Here is a 19,487-nt window from a genome sequence, read left to right as displayed (position 1 = left end):
AACCTTATAAAAAAGCCCCATTATCCAGCTAGATAATGGGGCTTTTATTTTTAACGTTCTAAAGATTTATGAGCAGAGAAGAATTAACCTCTACCGCCTTTAATCGCTTCAATGATGCCAGTTGTTGAACAACCATCTTCAAAGTTCAATACTTTAACTTCACCACCGGCTGCAATGACTTCTGCACCACCAGCAATATCTTCAATCACATAATCACCACCTTTTACTAGCATGGTTGGCAATACTTCTGAGATTAAACGTTGTGGCGTATCTTCAGAGAAAGGAACAACCCAATCAACCGCACCTAAGCCAGCCAATACTGCCATACGACGATCCGTAGGATTAATTGGACGACCAGGGCCTTTCAGGCGTTGTACTGATTCATTCGTATTTACCGCAACAATTAGGCGATCACCCAACTCTGCTGCATGATTTAAGTAAGACACATGACCCGCATGAAGAATGTCAAAACACCCATTAGTCATAACGACTTTTTCACCACGTTCACGCGCTTGTTTTACCGCGCTGATCAGCTGTTCTTCACCAATAATACCAAAACCAGAATCTTGGCTACCGTGAATCGCTTCTGCCAATTCAATCGTTGATAGCGTTGATGTACCAAGTTTACCAACCACAACACCAGCAGCGGCATTTGCTAAAGCACATGCTTCATCAAGCGGTTTACCTGTTGATACTGATGCTGCCAGTACAGAAATTACCGTATCACCGGCACCAGTTACATCAAATACTTCACGAGCAAGTGTTGGTAAGTGCAGTGGTTCCATATCGCGACGAAGCAATGTCATGCCATGTTCACTACGAGTAACAAGCAAAGCTTCAAAATCAAATTCTTCAATGATTTGTTGGCCTTTCACTACCAAGTCATCTTCATCTTTTACTTTGCCAACAACCGTTTCAAACTCAAGCATGTTTGGTGTTAATAACGTCGCACCACGGTAACGCTCAAAATCCGCACCTTTAGGATCAATGAATACAGGAACATTTACTTTTCGAGCTTCTTGAATCATTAATTGTACGTGCTCTAGTGCGCCCTTTGCGTAATCCGATAATACAACGGCTTTTACTTTTGATAAGGTCGCTTGCATACGGCTGATCAATGGTTCAGCGGGTACATCATGAAAGCTCTCTTCAAAATCAAGACGAATAAGCTGTTGGCCACGGCTCATCACTCGTAATTTAGTAATCGTTGGAAACTCAGGAAGAGTAACAAAATCACAATGTACTTTTAATGACGCTAATGTTGCCTCTAGCGCTTTTGCTGGTTCATCATCACCAACAAGACCAACAAGATGAGCATCGCCACCTAATGCGGCAATATTCATCGCTACGTTAGCAGCACCACCAGGACGCTCTTCAATATTATTAACTTTAACCACAGGAACTGGAGCTTCAGGTGAAATACGAGTTGTTGGACCACCCCAATAGCGGTCAAGCATTACATCACCAACAATCAATACACCGGATTGATCGTAATTAGGAAGTGTTGGTTTCATTCTTTTCTCCGGGTAATAAACAGCAAATCATCCACCATTATTGGTTCGAGCTATTTATAAAAATTATCTGCTATAAATGGTAGCATTTACGCAAGTTCTGCGCCAACTTAGAAATAATAAACTCAAGGTTAAGTAATATTACTCACCAAACCATTGCTTCCAAGCTGTGACTACCGCTTGTCGCTCTTCGATAAAACTGGTATCAGCAACATCGGCATCGAAACCCAATAAGTTGCGATGATGGATCTCATTTCTCATTACACAATAAGCATGAATTAATGATTGAGATAACTCTTCACTCATTACATTCTGCTCAGAAAAGCTTTCAAAAATACGAACATTGTCGGACCATCGGGTTAGTTTTGGCGCTTGATGACTGTGATTCAAAACTAAATACTGTGCTAAAAACTCAATATCAGTAATACCTCCTGCATCTTGCTTAATCATAAAGCGACCAGCTTTCTTCCCACCTAAGTGATCTCGCATTTTTTCACGCATTTCGACAACATCTTTCTGTAGCTTATTTTCATCTCGCTCTAAACAAAGAATATCATGTCGCGTTGCATTAAACGCCGATTGTAACGCCGTATCACCATAGATCATGCGAGCACGAACCAAAGCTTGATGCTCCCATGTCCATGCATCTTCTCGTTGGTACTCATCAAAGGCTTCGCTAGTACTTACCAACAAACCTGATGCCCCAGATGGACGTAAACGCGTATCTACTTCATACAAAATACCAGAAGAGGTACGTACAGAGAAAATATGAATAATTCGTTGCGCTAATCGCAGGTAGAACTGACGACCATCGATCTCTTTTTTACCATTAGTGTACGTATTTACATCGCAATCGTGCATAAATACGATATCAAGATCGGAGTTATACCCTAACTCCCAGCCCCCCACTTTACCGTAGCCAATCACCGCAAAGCCTTTACTGTCTCGTCCCTCAAGATGAGTAGGTTCGCCAAATTTTTCAGTGACTTGTAACCATGCTTGATTTACTACAGCTTCAACAATTGCTTCTGATAAGTACGTTAAGTGGTCACTTACTTTCATTAAAGAGAGTCCGCCAGCAATATCTGAAGCCGCAATTCTTAATAAACAGACTTGCTTAAATTGGCGTAAAGCCTCCATCTGCTGTTCCATATCATCTTCTGGAATGCGGGCAAGAAACTCATTTAATTCAATTTTATATTGGCTCAACTCAATTGGGTTATAGAGTTGATTTATATCCAGTAATTCATCCAACAAAATTGGATAACGCGTTAACTGTTCTGCAACCATTGGGCTTGCCGCACACAGGCGAACCAGATGTTGCAATGCTCCGCTATGCTCATCAAGGAGCTCTAGGTAAGTCGTTCGAGTTGCAATCGCTTGAATAAGTTTGGTAATACGAGGTAAGGTATCACTAACATCTTCTCGACTGATCACCACACTAAACAACTTCGGCATCAGATTAGTAATCGCTTCTCGACCTCTTGGACCAAGGGTTTTCTTTTTCAACTCGCCTTTAAACTCAATAATATGTTGAGTTAACGATTCAGCTTGTTCTGGGTTGAGTTCTTGTAATATATGCTCAAGTACATCTTGGTTATGTGCCATATCCCATAACTCAATATACGCTTTACCAACACTACTCTCTGATTCCTCTTCTTCATGGCCAATTAAGTCTTCAAATACGGCATGAATCGTATTCATATGGTGCTCTATTTCAGAGTACAACTCAGCCCAATGTTCCATTCCCATAGCAAAAGCAAGACGAGTTTGGTCGCGATCATCCATTGGTAAGGTTTGAGTTTGTTGGTCTCCAATCGCTTGTAATAAATTCTCTAAACGACGTAAAAAGCAATAACCGTTGGTGAGGTCATCAATTTCTTGAACAGATAATTGCCCTAGTTCTTTAATCGCTATTAATGTTTCTAATAATCCTCGACCTCGTAAAGAAGGCTCTCTACCACCGCGAATTAATTGGAATACTTGAGCAATAAACTCAACTTCTCGAATACCACCAGCGCCAAGTTTTATATTGTCATGTAAACCACGGCGGCGAACCTCTGTTGTTATCATTGATTTCATTCGACGTAGTGCTTGAATGGCACCAAAATCAATATAACGACGGAAAACGAATGGGCGTAACATTTGACGCAATTCTTGGTAATGACTGTACGTTTCTTTTCCCATCACTCGCGCTTTGATCATCGCGTAACGTTCCCAATCACGTCCTTGTTCTTGATAATAATCTTCAAGTGCAGCGTAACTCATCACTAATGGTCCACTTTCACCAAAAGGACGTAAACGCAAATCAACTCGATAACAGAAACCATCAACTGTCGTTTGATCTAACGCTTTAATTAGTTTTTGACCTAAGCGTGTAAAGAATTGAGCATTCGCAATACTTCGACGAGCGCCTTCTGTCTCGCCATTTTCGGGATAAGTAAAAATCAAATCGATATCAGATGAGAAGTTCAACTCTCCGCCACCTAGTTTACCCATACCAATAATGAGCATCGGCTGCTCTTCACCTTGCGCATTTCTTGGTGTTCCCCAATCAATACATGCTTGCTTGTAAAGCCATTGGTAAGATTCAACTATTAGTGCTTCTGCGAGTAAGGAAAGGTGAGAAAGACTGATTTCTAAAGACCAATTATTGTCAGCGGAATGAGTATAAGTAAAATCGCGCCATGCTATATAAGCCATTTCACGTCGGCGGAAATAACGTAGCTCTCTCATTAATCCATGTTCATCAGTACAGGACGACAGTATTGCCTGTAATCGAGAGCGGTATTGCTCACTTCTGTCTGCTGCTTTAAACATTGATGGAAAATGCTGACACAGGAATTCATCTTTTTGAAAGCATTCGTGTAAAAAGTCACTACAGCCAAGAGCAATAAGTAATTGCTGCTGATACAGTTCAGGCCAATTTTGAACATGAGAAAGATGAGTCAACTCTTGCTGACGACGCTCAGCAAGAGTTTGTAATGATGATGGCAAAGACATGATATTCCTTATCGAAATTTCCATAACGTTAGTTAATACAGCATAACGGATAAAATAATGGTGCCAAACTTTATTATTAGCCGCAAACAAAAACGCCTACAACTGAGTGTAGGCGTCAGGAAATAAAACTAATGCGTTAGATCTTAAATACTTTCATTTTTTCTTCTAATTCTTCCGCATTTTTTTGCATCTCTTCAGAAGTCTCTGTTAGCTCTGTCATGACAACCACAGAAGCGTCAACCAGCTCTCGAACATTCGTCAGGTTTTGATCCATTTCTTCCGCAACGCTGCTTTGCTGTTCTGCCGCACTTGCGATTTGGAAGTTCATTTCATTAATACTACTAACTTGGCTCACAATACTGTTTAACTCTGTACCAGCGTTAGTCACTAACTCAACACCTTCAGCCGCTTCAACAACACTTTTCTCCATTAGCTCAACCGCTTGATTTGCACTATTTTGAAGTTGAGTGATCATATCTTGAATTTCAACCGTGGCACCTTGTGTACTTTGCGCTAGGTTTCTAACTTCATCTGCAACCACAGCAAAACCACGTCCAGCATCCCCAGCTCGTGCAGCTTCAATTGCCGCATTTAATGCCAATAAATTCGTCTGCTCTGAAATACCACGAATCGTTTCAACCACTGAGCTAATAGACATAACACGCTCTTCAACCTGATTAACCACCTCAGCAGAAGCGGCAATGTCACCAGATAGCGCTTGAATTTTAACGATCGTACCTTCTACAAACTGTTGCCCGACTTTTGCTTGCTCTTGAGCTTGCTCTGTACCAGCCGATGCATTACGTGCATTTTCTGCCACATTTTGTACCGTTGAACTCATTTCACTCATCGCCGTAGCAAGTTGATCTATTTCAGCAAACTCTTCTTGAGCAGCTTCTTTTGTTCCTTCCATACTGATCGTCATGATCTCTGTTAGGCTAGATAACTCTTGGGAAGCCGCCAATTGAGTTTCAACGACTGATTTAAGTTGTAAACGGGTTTTATTTAACTCTCTTGCTAAATCACCAAATTCATCTTTACAGTTCATTTCTACCGGTTCAGATAAATTTTGGGCTGCAATTTCTTTCATTGATGCATTTAAGTAGCGCATTTGACGTAACATAATACTTGAAGCACCAAGAAGAATAACCATAAAAGCAACGATCATGACTATCGTTTGCCAAATAACTTGGAAAAGATAATCTTGATAATATACCTCAGCACTCTCTGATGTTTGAGAAGCCACCACTACCCAATTATGGCTAGGCACTTTTACTGCAAATTCATAACGACTGTGATCATTAAGAGAATACGCTTTTTGAGAAGAAAGCCCCTGAAGCACCTCTTTTAATGAACGCCCCTCATCTAATGAAGACGAAAGAGAAGAAAGTGACTTCACCGATTGATGACCAAACACTTTGCCGCTATCACGATCTATCACATAAACATAATTACCTTTAGCCAATGCATTAGATTGAATACTAATTGCCTCACTAGCGAGTTCTTTACCGTTTGGCTTATTACTTAAAATGCTATCAACTAACTCAGCGCTGGCAATAGCTGACTCTTTGGCTTGCTCTTTTTGAATAGTAATTACTGCTTGATAAAAAGTATTTGCGTCCCATAACTGTTTTGACACCAATAAAACCGTACTAAATACCATTAAAATGACCAGCTTTGGCACTAACTTAATATCAGTGACCAGCCTTTCCCATGGCTTAAAAGCTATTGTTAACATTCTCTTCCCTCACTACCTTTCGGAATCAATTTTTTTAGTGCATGATAAAACGTATAACGCTTATCATCATGCAAACACATATTTCTATTTTATATCGACAGACAGACATAAGTAATTAACATGAATCATAACAAAATTGACCTTAAACCCATGAGTTTAATGTCACTGATACTATCCTTTTTATCGTTAATTGTGATCTCAAGCCTTCTGTTCGTACCACTAGAACACAATAGCCGAACGATACTGATCACCCTTGATACCATTATATGTGGTCTCTTTATATTTCAGCTTTCAGTTGATTTTTTCCGTAGCAAACATAAGCTCCAATATTTAAAAGAACACTGGATTGACTTTGTTGCTAGCATCCCAATTATTGAACCAGTACGCTATGCTCGTATATTTCATATTTTACGTGTTTTTCGTTTACTTCGTTCAAGCCAATCTTTGTTAAAACAAATCCAATCAAATCGAAAAGAAGCGACCATTGCTTCTATTCTAATTTTAATGGTCACCCTAATTTCTTTAGGGTCTGTCTTTATGCTGATGTTTGAAGGCAATGATCCTAATGCAAATATCCATACAGCAAGCGATGCGGTATGGTGGGCTTTTGTAACTATATCAACGGTTGGATATGGCGATCACTACCCAGTAACCATGGCTGGAAAAATACTGGCTGTATTAGTGATTATTTCAGGTGTGGGGATTTTTGGTATGATTTCAGGTTTGATAACTTCAATAATTACCGAGCCCTCAAAAATTGAGAAAAGAAAAAAAGAACAAGAAGATAGGCACCATAGAGATGAAAAGCTAGAACTACTTTTACAACAACAAACTGAAATACTACAAAAGCTAGATCAGATAAATAATATAAAAGAGAAGTGATTACTTCTCTTTTATATGATTACACATTCTTATTAGACGTAAAGTTATTGCCAATAAGGAGGGTATTCTAGCCCCGCTTTACGGGTTTGTTCCATCGCATGAAGAATTGAACGCTCTTGGCGGAGTAACCAACGCACAAGTTGCTCTCGCTCTTCCTCGTCATCCAGCAACTGAACTCGAGTTCTTAATGGTTCCAAACTCATCAAGTCATCTATACCTTGCAATAAATCAAGCCAAGGTAAGCGGAACCCTTTTCGTCTCTCATCGTCATAAATAAGAGCAAAACACGTCCCTGTCATTAGATTTCGGCGTAAACGCATTTTTTGCTTAAAGTAATCTACGGGTAATAATTGATTTTCTGTAGAGAATGCGGAATCTAATGCTTCCCAAGTACGGTCGAGTAAAGTCCCAGAATGACTATCGATAGATTCTTGCAATATTTGACGCTTTTTATCGTCTAAAAATGGCTGCCAATCACGCGTTAAAATCCAACGACTCAAATCTAATAGCAAACCACAATAACGAGATGACATTAATAAAGACATCATTTCATCTGTCTTTGGTAACGATTCTGCACTTTCTTTAAGACTAGCAACTAAGAACTTTCTCGCATCTAATTTTCTTAATACATTGCCTTTTTCTTCAATTAAGTAGTCTAGGTGCTCTGATTCATCTAACCAATGAAGCTGCTCTTCTAACCACTTTAACTCTTGGCGCAACAATTCACTTGCACGTTTTGGCACCATTTCACCAAACACCAAAAATATTTGGCGTAGAAAGGCTATCGCTATACGGATCTCCTGCAAAGCAAGTAGATCTTGTGTGTCGATATAAATTTGTTCGTGATAATGCCAATGAGAAAGTGCGTATTCCAAAGAATTAATAAAGCACGTTTCAACGCTGTCACTAGACTCCGTTCTCACTAACGACAAGTTTTTTACTTTATCCGCTGGAGTATTCATCGCTAAACGATACCCTTTGGCCGCTTTACTTTGGTTACCTAGACGCATTCCACCCGAGCTACATAAATCACGAGCTAGTGTAAATAATGCATCCGTTTGTCCTGACTTAAGCTCTAGTTCTACTTCGCAAATTGGTGTGGTTTTATCACCAGCAATGACTTCACCTTGGTCAAAGGCCAGTTCTATTTCACTGCCATCAGGCATCGCAACTAACCATTGTTGACGTACGAAATTAGTCGAAAATAAAGGGGCTAACTGTTGCTGAAGATCGTCTAACGTAATATCGCTAGGCCAAGCATCTTGAGGGTGTAAATTGACATTAGGGACATCAGAATCATGCTCTGCATTGTACTCTGGTCGCTGGTGTAATCCGGCAACAACTCGACCTGCAGTCTTCAATGTTTGGGTTCTTTCATCGTTAAATCGACGAATACGTAAGCCTGTGTCATGCTTACGAAGATGCTGTTCGGGTGTGTCAAAATAGATGTTACCCAAGTTAAGGCAACTCTGCTCTATGACTTTCGCTCCTGATATTTTGTCTATAATAGTGTCTACAAACTCAGGAAAAACAAAAAATTTCAGTTCTATTTCAGTTTCCATAATGACCTCATAACCGTTGTCTTTCCAAGGATATGGCTTAAACTGTTCGGTATCAAGCAACAAATAATGCCAAAACCATGATCTAAAGTAGTTTTATTGATAGTGGGATTGGGTTAACATTCGCGCCTTTATGGCCATCGTCTAACAATTCACCATTAGGTACTTGTTTTATTAGGTTAAGAAACCATGCCAGTAAATACTATTATGGGGTTATTCGCAAAGTCCCCAATGAAACCTCTGCAGCGTCACGTTGTTTGTGTCAATGAATGCTGCTCACTTCTTATTCCGTTTTTCGAAACGTGTGCAAAAGGTGATTGGGAAAAAGCGGGTGAACTTCGTGCACAAATTTCTCATTTAGAGAAAGAAGCGGATGTTCTAAAACGTGAAATTCGTTTAAAACTTCCTCGTGGGTTATTCATGCCTGTTGACCGTACCGACATGCTCGGTCTGTTAACTCAGCAAGATAAACTTGCAAATCTGGCTAAAGACATCGCAGGTCGCGTTGTTGGTCGCCAACTTGAAATTCCAAGCTCTATGCAGGACGCATTTTTAGCTTATGTTCAACGTTGTTTAGATGCGGCTAATCAAGCGCAAGAAGTCATCAGCGAATTGGACGAGCTATTAGAAACCGGCTTTAAGGGACGTGAAGTCACTTTGGTTGCTGAGATGATCAATAAATTAGATATCATTGAAGATGATACTGACGAATTGCAAATTCAACTGCGCCAGCAACTCATGAGCATCGAACACAAGTACAATCCGATCGATGTTATGTTCCTTTATAAAATCCTTGAGTGGGTTGGTGGCATTGCCGACCAAGCACAGCGTGTTGGTTCTCGTTTAGAACTAATGCTATCTCGCTCATAAGTTTGTGATTCAGTAACAGGTAATACAATGGATATTCTTGCTAACTACGGCACGACCCTTATTTTAGTTGCGGCCTTCTTCGGCTTCCTTATGGCTATTGGTATTGGTGCAAATGATGTAGCCAATGCAATGGGCACCTCTGTAGGGTCTAAAGCACTAACAGTAAAACAAGCGATCATCATTGCTATGATCTTCGAATTTGCAGGGGCATACCTTGCAGGTGGCGAAGTTACAGATACAATTCGTAAAGGGGTAATTGATACCTCTCTTTTTGCCCATCAGCCTGAAGTATTAGTTTACGGCATGATGTCAGCACTTCTTGCTGCGGGTACTTGGTTATTGCTTGCGTCTTACATGGGCTGGCCAGTATCAACAACTCACTCAATTATCGGTGCTATCATCGGTTTTGCGTGTGTTGCCGTAGGTACTGAAGCAGTTGATTGGAACTCAGTTCAAGGTATCGTAGGGAGCTGGTTAATCACCCCACTCATATCCGGTATTTTTGCTTATATGATCTTTATCAGTGCTCAACGACTGATATTTGATACTGATAAACCATTAATGAATGCTAAACGTTTTGTTCCTGTGTACATGTTCATAACCACTATGGTTATTGCACTTGTTACTATCAAGAAAGGTCTAAAGCACGTTGGTCTACATTTAAGCAACGGTGAAGCATGGATTGCATCTGCAGGCGTATCAGCATTAGTGATGGTTGGTGGTTATCTGTATATCTCTCGTAAATTTGCAAATACCGTAAATGACGAGAAAGACAGCCGTGGTTTTACTGGCGTAGAAAGTATTTTTAGTACGTTAATGGTTATTACCGCATGTGCGATGGCATTTGCTCATGGTTCTAACGATGTTGCTAACGCGATTGGTCCACTGTCTGCTGTTGTTTCAACAGTTGAACATATGGGTGAAATCACAACGAAGAGTACTATCGCTTGGTGGATCCTTCCTCTAGGTGGTATTGGTATCGTTGTTGGTCTTGCAACACTAGGCCATAAAGTAATGGCAACGGTAGGTACGGGTATCACTGAACTAACTCCTAGCCGTGGCTTTGCAGCTCAACTAGCAACAGCATCAACGGTAGTACTCGCTTCAGGCACAGGTCTCCCTATCTCAACAACGCAAACGCTTGTAGGTGCGGTATTAGGTGTAGGTTTTGCACGTGGTATTGGCGCACTAAACTTAGGTGTGGTACGTAACATTGTCGCGTCTTGGGTTGTAACCTTACCAGCTGGTGCATTATTGGCTGTAGTTTTCTACTACGCAATGCAAGCAATCTTCGGTATTGGCGTTAGCGCATAAGCTTAATCAATTTTGAAACAATTGCACAAAGAGGAGAGTAATATCTCCTCTTTTCTTGCATCTGGGCTTAAATATTTTTAGTATCTATAACTTCGTTTGAATCTGTCGTGATGAGTAAATTTTTTTTCTCTTTACTTAGAAGGTTCAAGGCCAATTTGTCAAAGGAATATTATTGTGAAGCATTTTATTAGCCTGATTCTACTTACTTGGGCTATTGCTGCGCCAGCGCAAGCTCAAACTCGTTATATTTCTGATAACCTGTTTACGTACATGCACTCAGGTCCAAGTAATCAATACAAGATCATTGGTAGTGTAAATGCCGGTGAACGCATTACTCTATTAAGCAGCAACAAAAACTCTGGTTTCACACAAATTGTTGATACTAAAGGCCGTAAAGGCTGGGTTGAAAGTAAATTTGTTTCTCGCCAAGCTGGTCTAGGTGAGCGTTTACCAAAAGTTGAAGCTGAACTTACTTCAGTAAAAACACAACTGGCTAACGCTCGTAAAGCAGCAAATGATGAGAAAGCGGGCTTAGCTGATAGTCTGACTCAACGTAACCAACAAATGCAAGATTTAGAGCAGAGCTACAGTGATGTAAATAACCAATTGGTTAGCTCTCAGTCTGAAATTCGCGAGTTACGCGCTAAGCTAGATACGCAAAAAGAAGATTTATTACTTAAGTACTTCATGTACGGCGGTGGTGTTGCAGGTATTGGTCTATTATTTGGCCTTCTACTTCCTCACATGATCCCAAGCCGTAAGAAAAAACAAAACGGTTGGTCTTAATCATTATTGATAACTAATCTTCAAACGTTATATACAAAAAAGCTCAGAATTATCTGAGCTTTTTTATACCAATGTAATTACTGGAATTGATATTAACCTTTCCACTCATACAGAGCGGGAATTTCTATCTTTTGACCTTCAAAATCAATCACTACATTTCTTGGATTTATTTCTAATAATGTAATTCCATTTGAAATATGCCCTCCAAGATTCACTTCCCTACCATTTACTTTTACCCAACGACGACTCGCCTTAGAAGTATAATTATGCGTTTGAAAATTAAGCGGTGGTAAGCGTCCTGAAAATTGAGCACCTTTTTTATCTAACTCAACATATGAGGAGTCACCATACTTAGCAGAATCGCTTTCATTTCGCTCCTCAACCTCAGATGGTTCATTTAAAATAGATTCAAATCGCGCAGCCAATTCCGGTGACAACCCAGATAAATCGAGATTATCAATATCTAAAGGTTCTTGATTTTGTTCAACTGCGATATTTTCTACATTATCTTTTGAATCCGACTTCCCTCTAAATTCTTCGATTGAATTCACTTTTTTCGTCGGTTCTTTTAAACGACTTAAAGATAACGCTGTCGCTCGTAGCGGTAGCTTTACCGTTTCTAAAACGGGTAGTGATAATACCGTATATGTAGGTTTGTAAGGCTCTATCTCCTGTTGAGACGCTTTATAGTAAGGTAATGAAAGATAGCTAGATATCATCAAAGGAGGAAGCACAACAATTGAGCCTAACACCCCTAAAGGAATACGGAAAGACGACATTTATTCACCTCCTTGCAGCAAAGGCGCATCAATATTAACCACACTGTCTAACCACATTAATGTACTTGAGCCTGCAACACCGTCGGTGGTTAAACCAAATATTTCCTGAAACTCTTTCACTTGCTTTTCTGTCTCTTTATTAAATCTATCTAAATTACTGAAGGGTTGTTCTAATGCAAAGGACAATAAACGATTTAGCTCTAAAATCGCCTCCCCTTTATCACCACGTTTCATTGCTCTGTCGGTAATAATTGGTTTTTTCCACAATTGAATATAAGCCCCATTCCAATGTTGCTCAAACCATTGATGAGAAACTTCAACATGTTCAGAGGGCAAAAGCAATTCCACCCCTTTAGAATCAACACGATAAACAAGCGCTAATAAATCATCACCTGTTGCCTGTTGTAACCAAACCACTGCAGGTCTGTTAATCGCCAGCAAATCATTTAAACTTCCGTTACTGTCTAAACAATATAATTGTGCTCTTTTTGCATTGGTACAATTGGCTTGAAATGAATTGGTTGAATAACCCCATACCGATAATAAAGCTTGAAACGCATCTGATTGAGATTCAAATCCAATTAATGGCGCCTCTACGATAGGCGCACTCATTGGGTAATGAGCATCTAAATATTTAGGAAGAAAATGATAACTCCCTAAACTCAATAATGCAGAGAGACCCAATGCTATAACTAGTGGGGTGAATGCAAAAGAATCTCTCTGATGAGTTCTCACTTCTGGAGAACTTTGCCAATCAAGCACCAACTCTCTCGCCTGCTCTACCGCTTTGCTATTTACGATCTTATTGCCGCTCTGATAACTTATCCAAAGTGCTTTATCACACAATAAATTTACGACGCGAGGTATCCCACTAGAATGATGAGCTATTTTTTTAATTACCGATGCTGGAAATAAGGAAATATCCCCACCCGCCACCGTTAAACGATGGGTAATATAATACTCAATTTCTTTTGGGGTTAATGGTAATAAGTGATACCTGGCCGTAATACGTTGCGCTAGTTGACGTAAATTAGTTTGTTGTAATTTCTGCTGCAGTTCAGGTTGGCCAATTAAAAGAACTTTCAATAATTTGTCACTGTCCGTTTCAAAATTCGTCAATAAACGAAGTTGTTCTAAAACATCTGGACCTAAGTGCTGTGCTTCATCAATCGCAACTATCGTTTGAAAACCTTTCTCTCTTTCTTGTTTAAGAAAGCCAACAATATTATCTGTTAAGTTTTTCAAAGAGGTGCTATTTGAATAGATAATCTCCAACTCATCGCAGATAGCTTCAAGCAATTCTTGAGCGCTAAATGTAGGGTTTAGAATTAAGGCTAAGTGCACTTTATTTTCTAATTTAGAAAACAAAGCTTTTGATACCGTCGTTTTACCCGTACCGACCTCTCCTGTTAATAATGCAAACCCACCACCTTGCCCTAACCCAGACAATAAATAATTCAGCGCTTCTTTATGGCGTTCACTCAAATAGAGAAAACGCGCATTAGGCGTCATTGAAAATGGAAGCTCATTAAAGCCAAAAAAATCTTGGTACATAAAAATGGTGTTTGCCTTATCTGAATAATTCCAAGAATAAATATGGAATAAAAAGTCGAAAACCTATGATTGCACGGTATCATTGGAGTTAAGAAAGTAAAGAAAGTTCTCTTTATCTTGACAGCTAGTAGGGCAAAACGTGGAAATTTATTTAGTTGGTGGTGCCGTTCGAGATTCACTTCTCAATATTGATGTAAAAGATAAAGATTGGGTTGTCGTTGGATCTACCCCTAACGAAATGGGTTCGCTCGGCTATCAAGCTGTCGGACAAGACTTTCCTGTTTTCTTACATCCAAAAACCAAAGAAGAATATGCGTTAGCAAGAACTGAACGTAAAAGCGGCCAAGGTTATAAAGGATTTACTTGTTATGCAGAACCTGACGTTACGTTAGAAGAAGATTTACTGCGCCGTGATTTAACCATTAACGCTATTGCTAAAACTGGTGATGGTGAACTCATTGATCCTTACAATGGACAGGGGGATTTAAAGAATCGCCTATTACGTCACGTATCAGAGGCCTTTGTCGAAGATCCGTTGCGTGTTTTACGTGTCGCTCGATTTGCAGCTCGTTTTCATCATCTTGGCTTTACTATCGCAGTTGAGACAATGACATTAATGAAAACCTTAGTAGAGAGTGGAGAGTTATCTCACCTAACTCCAGAGCGTGTATGGCAGGAATGGGAAAAATCCTTATCAAGCCAACATCCAGAGATATTTCTTTCTGTGTTAAAAGAGTGCGGTGCCCTAGCTGTTGTATTACCAGAGTTGGATGCATTGTTTGGTGTACCTCAACCAGAAAAATGGCACCCAGAAATAGATACTGGCATTCATACATTAATGGTTACTCAACAAGCCGCATTGCTAAGCGAAGATTTACCCACTCGCTTTGCTGCTCAAGTTCATGACTTAGGTAAAGGTATAACACCAGAATCTGAATGGCCAAGTCATAAAATGCATTGTCATACAGGTATTAAACTTATTAAAAAACTGTGTACTCGAGTTAAAGTTCCCAATGAATATAGAGACTTAGCTTTGTTAGTTTGCGAGCACCACACCAATATTCATCGAGCTTCTGAACTTCGCGCTCAGACCTTTATTAAAATACTTGATAAAATGGATGTATGGCGTAAACCAGAGCGTTTAGAACCTATTTTACTTTGTTGCCAAGCAGATCATGCAGGACGATTAGGATTAGAATCTGAACCTTATACACAAAAAACACGTTTTGAAATGGCGTTTGAAGCAGCAAAAAATGTGGAAGTAAAAGAAGTGGTTGCGGCTGGGTTTAAAGGACCAGAGATTAGAGATGAGTTGACCAAAAGACGAATTGAAGCGGTGAAGGATAAGTTGGATATCAAATAAGCTATACGCTACGCTGACTAGAACGCTTCGCTCTAGGAACTATAAAAGCTAAGGTTTCAGGTTTCAGGAAAATCAAAACCGAGTACACCTGAAACCTGCAAGCATAGCGCCCTGAAGCCTAGAACATTGCCACGCCAGCAATACTCGCTCTTATCGTTTCTAGTTAGCGAAGCGTATAGCCTCTAGTTTCTAACCGAAACTTAACCAAGCAAACAAGCCGGCACCTAACAACAAACGGTAGATAACAAACGGCGTCATTCCCATGCTTGAAATCAGCTTTAAGAAGAAATGAATACAAATATAAGCACTAATAAAAGAAACCAAAACACCCGTACTTAACAAGCCTAGATTCACAGAAACATCGCTCATTGCTAATTTAAGGCCAAGGTAAGAACCAGCAAGAGTGATGATTGGGATAGACATTAAAAATGAAAAACGAGCCGCCGCTTCACGAGTAAAACCTAGATAAAGAGCAGCAGTAATCGTAATACCAGAACGAGACGTACCAGGGATCATAGCCATTGCTTGAGCAACACCTAAAAATAACGCTTTTTTCCACGTCATCTCATATTCACCTTTCGCTAACTCTGAATTTTTATCCACCCACCAAAGCAAGAGACCAAATACAATCGTCGTCGTTGCAATCACCCATGCACTGCGTAGATATACTTCAATAAAATCTTTGAATAACAATCCACATAATGCGGCTGGAATAGTCGATAAAATAATTAACCAAGCCAGCTTAGATTCTTTATTGTGTTCTTTTTTAACAATAGAGCCAATCCAAGCAGTTAATAGAGTCACCACTTCCTTTCTAAAATAGATAACAACAGCAGCTAACGTACCAACATGCACAGCGACATCAAAGGCTAAACCTTGATCAGGCCATCCAAGAACGGCAGAAGGAAGGATAAGGTGAGCAGAACTTGAAATAGGTAAAAATTCAGTAAATCCTTGCAGTAAAGCAAGAAAAAAAGCTTCAAAGTACGTCATTGATATTCCATTAAAAATTTAAGTTAACTAAAACGGGTTTAAGTGATTGGCTGTGTGAAAAACCAGCCCATATTTGACTGATCGTTTTCTCAGTATTAGGGACAATAAGATCAGGGTTCAGCTCTACCATCGGCAAAATAGCAAAAGCGAACTTAAAAAGATCCTCTCTAGGTAATGTGGGATCTGATGCTGAAACGATGTCACCATACAGTAAGATATCAAGATCAAGAGTTCTATCTTGATTCTTTTTTGCATCAGGCTCTCTACCCCATTTAATTTCAATAGCACGCAATAAAGCACCAAGCTCACTCAATGAGTGATTAACCTTTAGCTCAACAACTAAATTGAAAAAATTATGACCAGAAAACCCCACAGGTTCGGCTTCATACACTGTTGACACTTTTGTTACTTCACCAAGTTGATGTAATTCATCAATGGCTCTTTTTACATTTTTTTCAGGAGAAATATTGGAGCCAACACCAATATAGGTTGTGATCATTTACTTCCTCGCTCAATCACAACACCTACACTATGTGCATTAACGACAGCACCAGGCTTAGATAAATGAATTCGAACCCAAGGCACTGAAAAACGAGCCATAATCAGATTGGCAATTTCTTCAGCTACGCGTTCAACCAAAAGAAAACGCCCTTGTTGAATATGTTCTGTTACCGCTTCACTCACCTCAGCATAGTTTAAGCAATGCTCAACATCATCTGAATCTGCCGCTGGTTTATTGTCGTGAGCCATATCAATATCTAATACGAGCTTTTGTTTAATGCCTTGTTCCCACTCATAAACACCAATGGTTGTAATAACTTCAAGTTGTTTTATAAATACTAAATCCATCTTTGATCACACTTTTTATTAAGAGGTCGGATACCCATCAAAAGAAAAACAACGTAATATTAATATTACTTTGCTCGATGTGCTGAGCAATATACTATAAAAATGATTTCTGATCGCTCTTGATCGCTTAAATAAAGGCTCATTCATGACCCCTCTTGCACTAATTATGATCATCATCGCCTATCTCCTAGGATCGATCTCTAGTGCGGTTTTAATATGTCGATTAAAAGGCTTGCCAGACCCAAGAACTTCTGGCTCTCATAATCCAGGAGCAACTAATGTTCTTCGCTTGGGAGGAAAGGGCGCAGCAGGCTTGGTTCTTCTATGTGATATTTTAAAAGGGATGCTACCGGTATGGGGCGGCTACTTTCTTGAAATTAACCCTTTCATTCTAGGTATTATTGCTATTTCAGCCTGTTTAGGTCACATGTATCCATTATTTTTTCATTTTAAAGGTGGGAAAGGGGTTGCAACCGCACTAGGTGCACTTGCCCCAATTGGACTCGATTTAACAGGAATGTTATTTGGTTGCTGGATCGTCACAGTATTAGTTACTGGGTATTCGTCATTAGCGTCAATGGTCACCGCTCTACTTGCCCCTTTATTTACTTGGCTTGTAAAACCTCAATACACCTTACCAGTTGCCATGCTTTCTTGCTTAATTGTTTTAAAACACCATGAAAATATTCGACGTTTTTTTGCAGGAAAAGAAACAAAAATTTGGCAAAGAAAAAGGGACTAATTAAGTCCCCTCTATATATTAAAGTCTAAAAGATCATTAACGATCTTTTTTGATCTGTACTATTTAGCAATAGGTTTTAGCTGATCTATCGGCCAACGCGGCTTCGCTTGAACCGCTAAGTCAGTTGTCTCACCATTTTTCAGACGCTGCATACCTGCATAAGCAATCATGGCACCATTATCGGTACAAAATTCAGTTCGAGGGTAAAATACCTCGCCACCAACTTTCTTCATCATCACTTCAAGCTCTTGGCGTAAATAGGTATTCGCACTCACACCACCAGCCATAACCAGACGTTTCATGCCTGTTTGTTTTAATGCTCTACGACACTTAATCGCTAAAGTATCAGCAACGGCTTCTTGGAAAGCAAACGCAATGTCAGCGCGAGTTTGTAAATCATCATCATTTGCACGAATGGTATTTGCCGCAAATGTTTTTAGGCCAGAGAAACTAAAATCTAAACCAGGACGATCAGTCATGGGACGAGGAAATTTAAATCTTCCTTTTATGCCACTCTCTGCTAATTTTGAAAGCAAAGGACCACCAGGATAATCCAACCCCATTAATTTAGCCGTTTTATCAAACGCTTCACCAGCTGCATCGTCAACAGATTCACCAAGAATTTGGTATTCACCAATGCCTTTTACTTCAACCATCATTGTATGACCGCCTGACACAAGTAGTGCTACAAACGGAAATGCTGGTGGCTCATCTTCAAGCATTGGAGCAAGTAAGTGCCCTTCCATGTGGTGAACAGGAATGGCTGGGACATCCCATGCATACGCGATACTACGACCGATAGTTGAACCAACTAATAACGCGCCCACCAAACCAGGACCTGCGGTATAAGCGATACCATCGATATCATCTTTAGTCATGCCTGCATCATTTAATGCTGCTTGAATTAGGGGGATTGTCTTTTTAACATGGTCACGAGAGGCCAATTCAGGTACAACACCACCATAATCTGCGTGCAATTTTACTTGACTATACAGCTGATGAGCCAGTAGCCCTTTTTCGTCATCATAAATAGCTACACCCGTTTCATCACACGAGGTTTCAATACCTAAAATTCGCATATTTTTCTCAGTTACCCGTTAATTTATCGCCATATTACCTACATCCCTAAGCTAGCTCAAGCGACCTGATGACTAGAGAAGACAAAATAAACAAAGAAATTACTCAATTCTTAATCAAGAATGCTTTACAAAACGTCTTGATCGGATTAAAATTCGGCACCAATTTGAATAATAGCTGGTTAATTATAACTACCAGCGAATTGACTAACACCTGAGGTGAAAGGCATATGCCAGTAGTTAAAGTACGTGAAAACGAACCGTTCGACGTTGCACTACGTCGTTTCAAGCGCTCTTGCGAAAAAGCAGGTATTCTTTCTGAAGTTCGCCGTCGTGAGCATTACGAAAAACCTACTACAGTACGTAAACGCGCTAAAGCAGCAGCTCAAAAGCGTCACGCTAAGAAGTTGTCTCGCGAAAACGCACGTCGCGTTCGCCTGTACTAATAACTTACCTAATTTAGGACTA

Annotated in this window: 17 protein-coding genes; 7 read left to right on the top strand and 10 right to left on the bottom strand. The window is 39.9% G+C overall.

Annotated elements, in window-relative coordinates:
* Positions 1-83: 83 nt before the first annotated feature.
* From hldE to BTO22_RS00970, 3 genes are all read right to left on the bottom strand, one after another.
* Positions 84-1,514 (bottom strand): bifunctional D-glycero-beta-D-manno-heptose-7-phosphate kinase/D-glycero-beta-D-manno-heptose 1-phosphate adenylyltransferase HldE, encoded by a 1,431-nt coding sequence (gene hldE, locus BTO22_RS00980; RefSeq protein WP_105053922.1) that lies wholly within the window; start codon positions 1,512-1,514, stop codon positions 84-86.
* A 138-nt stretch (positions 1,515-1,652) separates the two neighbouring features.
* On the bottom strand, positions 1,653-4,514 hold the full coding sequence (glnE, locus tag BTO22_RS00975) for a bifunctional [glutamate--ammonia ligase]-adenylyl-L-tyrosine phosphorylase/[glutamate--ammonia-ligase] adenylyltransferase (protein ID WP_105053921.1): 2,862 nt from the start codon (positions 4,512-4,514) through the stop codon (positions 1,653-1,655).
* A gap of 136 nt (positions 4,515-4,650) precedes the next feature.
* Positions 4,651-6,252 carry a methyl-accepting chemotaxis protein gene (locus BTO22_RS00970; protein ID WP_060992583.1) on the bottom strand — a complete coding sequence of 534 codons (1,602 nt, stop codon included), beginning with the start codon at positions 6,250-6,252 and terminating at the stop codon, positions 4,651-4,653.
* A gap of 120 nt (positions 6,253-6,372) precedes the next feature.
* On the opposite strand from BTO22_RS00970, the gene BTO22_RS00965 reads away from it, so the two are divergent.
* Positions 6,373-7,134 carry an ion transporter gene (locus tag BTO22_RS00965; protein WP_061004707.1) on the top strand — a complete coding sequence of 254 codons (762 nt, stop codon included), beginning with the start codon at positions 6,373-6,375 and terminating at the stop codon, positions 7,132-7,134.
* Between the two features lie 44 nt (positions 7,135-7,178).
* Here BTO22_RS00965 and BTO22_RS00960 read toward each other — a convergent pair whose 3' ends face one another.
* Positions 7,179-8,696 carry a CYTH and CHAD domain-containing protein gene (locus tag BTO22_RS00960; protein WP_060992585.1) on the bottom strand — a complete coding sequence of 506 codons (1,518 nt, stop codon included), beginning with the start codon at positions 8,694-8,696 and terminating at the stop codon, positions 7,179-7,181.
* Between the two features lie 186 nt (positions 8,697-8,882).
* Here BTO22_RS00960 and BTO22_RS00955 point away from each other — a divergent pair, with 186 nt between their 5' ends.
* The 3 genes from BTO22_RS00955 to BTO22_RS00945 all read left to right on the top strand — a co-directional run bounded on the left by BTO22_RS00955 (position 8,883) and on the right by BTO22_RS00945 (position 11,663).
* A complete protein-coding gene (locus BTO22_RS00955; protein WP_105053920.1) occupies positions 8,883-9,563 on the top strand; it encodes a TIGR00153 family protein in 681 nt (226 codons plus the stop codon).
* A gap of 27 nt (positions 9,564-9,590) precedes the next feature.
* Entirely contained in the window at positions 9,591-10,877 is a 1,287-nt protein-coding gene (locus BTO22_RS00950) for an inorganic phosphate transporter (protein WP_105053919.1), read from the top strand.
* Positions 10,878-11,051: 174 nt separating this feature from the next.
* Positions 11,052-11,663 carry a TIGR04211 family SH3 domain-containing protein gene (locus BTO22_RS00945; protein WP_060992588.1) on the top strand — a complete coding sequence of 204 codons (612 nt, stop codon included), beginning with the start codon at positions 11,052-11,054 and terminating at the stop codon, positions 11,661-11,663.
* A gap of 92 nt (positions 11,664-11,755) precedes the next feature.
* On the opposite strand, the gene BTO22_RS00940 is transcribed toward BTO22_RS00945, so the two are convergent.
* Entirely contained in the window at positions 11,756-12,442 is a 687-nt protein-coding gene (locus BTO22_RS00940; protein WP_105053918.1) for a general secretion pathway protein GspB, read from the bottom strand.
* On the bottom strand, positions 12,443-13,996 hold the full coding sequence (locus tag BTO22_RS00935; RefSeq protein WP_105053917.1) for an AAA family ATPase: 1,554 nt from the start codon (positions 13,994-13,996) through the stop codon (positions 12,443-12,445).
* A gap of 139 nt (positions 13,997-14,135) precedes the next feature.
* Here BTO22_RS00935 and BTO22_RS00930 point away from each other — a divergent pair, with 139 nt between their 5' ends.
* Positions 14,136-15,359 carry a multifunctional CCA addition/repair protein gene (locus BTO22_RS00930; RefSeq protein WP_105053916.1) on the top strand — a complete coding sequence of 408 codons (1,224 nt, stop codon included), beginning with the start codon at positions 14,136-14,138 and terminating at the stop codon, positions 15,357-15,359.
* A 189-nt stretch (positions 15,360-15,548) separates the two neighbouring features.
* Here BTO22_RS00930 and BTO22_RS00925 read toward each other — a convergent pair whose 3' ends face one another.
* Genes BTO22_RS00925 through folB form a run of 3 tightly spaced genes read right to left on the bottom strand, consistent with a single transcriptional unit; the run spans position 15,549 to position 17,201 of the window.
* Positions 15,549-16,352: an undecaprenyl-diphosphate phosphatase gene (locus BTO22_RS00925; RefSeq protein ID WP_105053915.1), complete on the bottom strand. Its 804-nt coding sequence runs from the start codon at positions 16,350-16,352 to the stop codon at positions 15,549-15,551.
* A 10-nt stretch (positions 16,353-16,362) separates the two neighbouring features.
* Complete coding sequence (gene folK / locus BTO22_RS00920) at positions 16,363-16,851, bottom strand: 2-amino-4-hydroxy-6-hydroxymethyldihydropteridine diphosphokinase (protein WP_105053914.1); 489 nt, start codon at positions 16,849-16,851, stop codon at positions 16,363-16,365.
* Entirely contained in the window at positions 16,848-17,201 is a 354-nt protein-coding gene (gene folB / locus BTO22_RS00915; RefSeq protein WP_105053913.1) for a bifunctional dihydroneopterin aldolase/7,8-dihydroneopterin epimerase, read from the bottom strand. Before folB ends, folK begins: the two co-directional genes overlap by 4 nt.
* A gap of 145 nt (positions 17,202-17,346) precedes the next feature.
* Here folB and plsY point away from each other — a divergent pair, with 145 nt between their 5' ends.
* A complete protein-coding gene (gene plsY, locus BTO22_RS00910; RefSeq protein WP_105053912.1) occupies positions 17,347-17,943 on the top strand; it encodes a glycerol-3-phosphate 1-O-acyltransferase PlsY in 597 nt (198 codons plus the stop codon).
* Positions 17,944-18,002: 59 nt separating this feature from the next.
* On the opposite strand, the gene tsaD is transcribed toward plsY, so the two are convergent.
* Positions 18,003-19,022, bottom strand: a complete 1,020-nt coding sequence (gene tsaD / locus BTO22_RS00905) for a tRNA (adenosine(37)-N6)-threonylcarbamoyltransferase complex transferase subunit TsaD (RefSeq protein WP_105053911.1) — start codon at positions 19,020-19,022, stop codon at positions 18,003-18,005.
* A gap of 227 nt (positions 19,023-19,249) precedes the next feature.
* On the opposite strand from tsaD, the gene rpsU reads away from it, so the two are divergent.
* Positions 19,250-19,465, top strand: coding sequence for a 30S ribosomal protein S21 (gene rpsU / locus BTO22_RS00900; RefSeq protein ID WP_005421025.1), 216 nt, complete (start codon positions 19,250-19,252; stop codon positions 19,463-19,465).
* The last annotated feature ends 22 nt before the right edge of the window (positions 19,466-19,487 follow it).

It is taken from the genome of Aliivibrio sifiae, assembly GCF_002954705.1.
In the GTDB taxonomy this organism is placed as follows: domain Bacteria; phylum Pseudomonadota; class Gammaproteobacteria; order Enterobacterales; family Vibrionaceae; genus Aliivibrio; species Aliivibrio sifiae_A.
The sequence above is the reverse complement of the archived record's forward strand: the minus strand, read 5'-3'. Positions and strand labels throughout refer to the sequence as shown.

What these genes read in the sequence shown, in the direction of transcription:
- hldE (WP_105053922.1), bottom strand. Translation starts at nt 1,514, where the DNA reads ATGAAACCAACACTTCCTAATTACGATCAATCCGGTGTATTGATTGTT.
- glnE (WP_105053921.1), bottom strand. Translation starts at nt 4,514, where the DNA reads ATGTCTTTGCCATCATCATTACAAACTCTTGCTGAGCGTCGTCAGCAA.
- BTO22_RS00970 (WP_060992583.1), bottom strand. Translation starts at nt 6,252, where the DNA reads ATGTTAACAATAGCTTTTAAGCCATGGGAAAGGCTGGTCACTGATATT.
- BTO22_RS00965 (WP_061004707.1), top strand. Translation starts at nt 6,373, where the DNA reads ATGAATCATAACAAAATTGACCTTAAACCCATGAGTTTAATGTCACTG.
- BTO22_RS00960 (WP_060992585.1), bottom strand. Translation starts at nt 8,696, where the DNA reads ATGGAAACTGAAATAGAACTGAAATTTTTTGTTTTTCCTGAGTTTGTA.
- BTO22_RS00955 (WP_105053920.1), top strand. Translation starts at nt 8,883, where the DNA reads ATGCCAGTAAATACTATTATGGGGTTATTCGCAAAGTCCCCAATGAAA.
- BTO22_RS00950 (WP_105053919.1), top strand. Translation starts at nt 9,591, where the DNA reads ATGGATATTCTTGCTAACTACGGCACGACCCTTATTTTAGTTGCGGCC.
- BTO22_RS00940 (WP_105053918.1), bottom strand. Translation starts at nt 12,442, where the DNA reads ATGTCGTCTTTCCGTATTCCTTTAGGGGTGTTAGGCTCAATTGTTGTG.
- BTO22_RS00935 (WP_105053917.1), bottom strand. Translation starts at nt 13,996, where the DNA reads ATGTACCAAGATTTTTTTGGCTTTAATGAGCTTCCATTTTCAATGACG.
- BTO22_RS00925 (WP_105053915.1), bottom strand. Translation starts at nt 16,352, where the DNA reads ATGACGTACTTTGAAGCTTTTTTTCTTGCTTTACTGCAAGGATTTACT.
- folK (WP_105053914.1), bottom strand. Translation starts at nt 16,851, where the DNA reads ATGATCACAACCTATATTGGTGTTGGCTCCAATATTTCTCCTGAAAAA.
- folB (WP_105053913.1), bottom strand. Translation starts at nt 17,201, where the DNA reads ATGGATTTAGTATTTATAAAACAACTTGAAGTTATTACAACCATTGGT.
- plsY (WP_105053912.1), top strand. Translation starts at nt 17,347, where the DNA reads ATGACCCCTCTTGCACTAATTATGATCATCATCGCCTATCTCCTAGGA.
- tsaD (WP_105053911.1), bottom strand. Translation starts at nt 19,022, where the DNA reads ATGCGAATTTTAGGTATTGAAACCTCGTGTGATGAAACGGGTGTAGCT.
- rpsU (WP_005421025.1), top strand. Translation starts at nt 19,250, where the DNA reads ATGCCAGTAGTTAAAGTACGTGAAAACGAACCGTTCGACGTTGCACTA.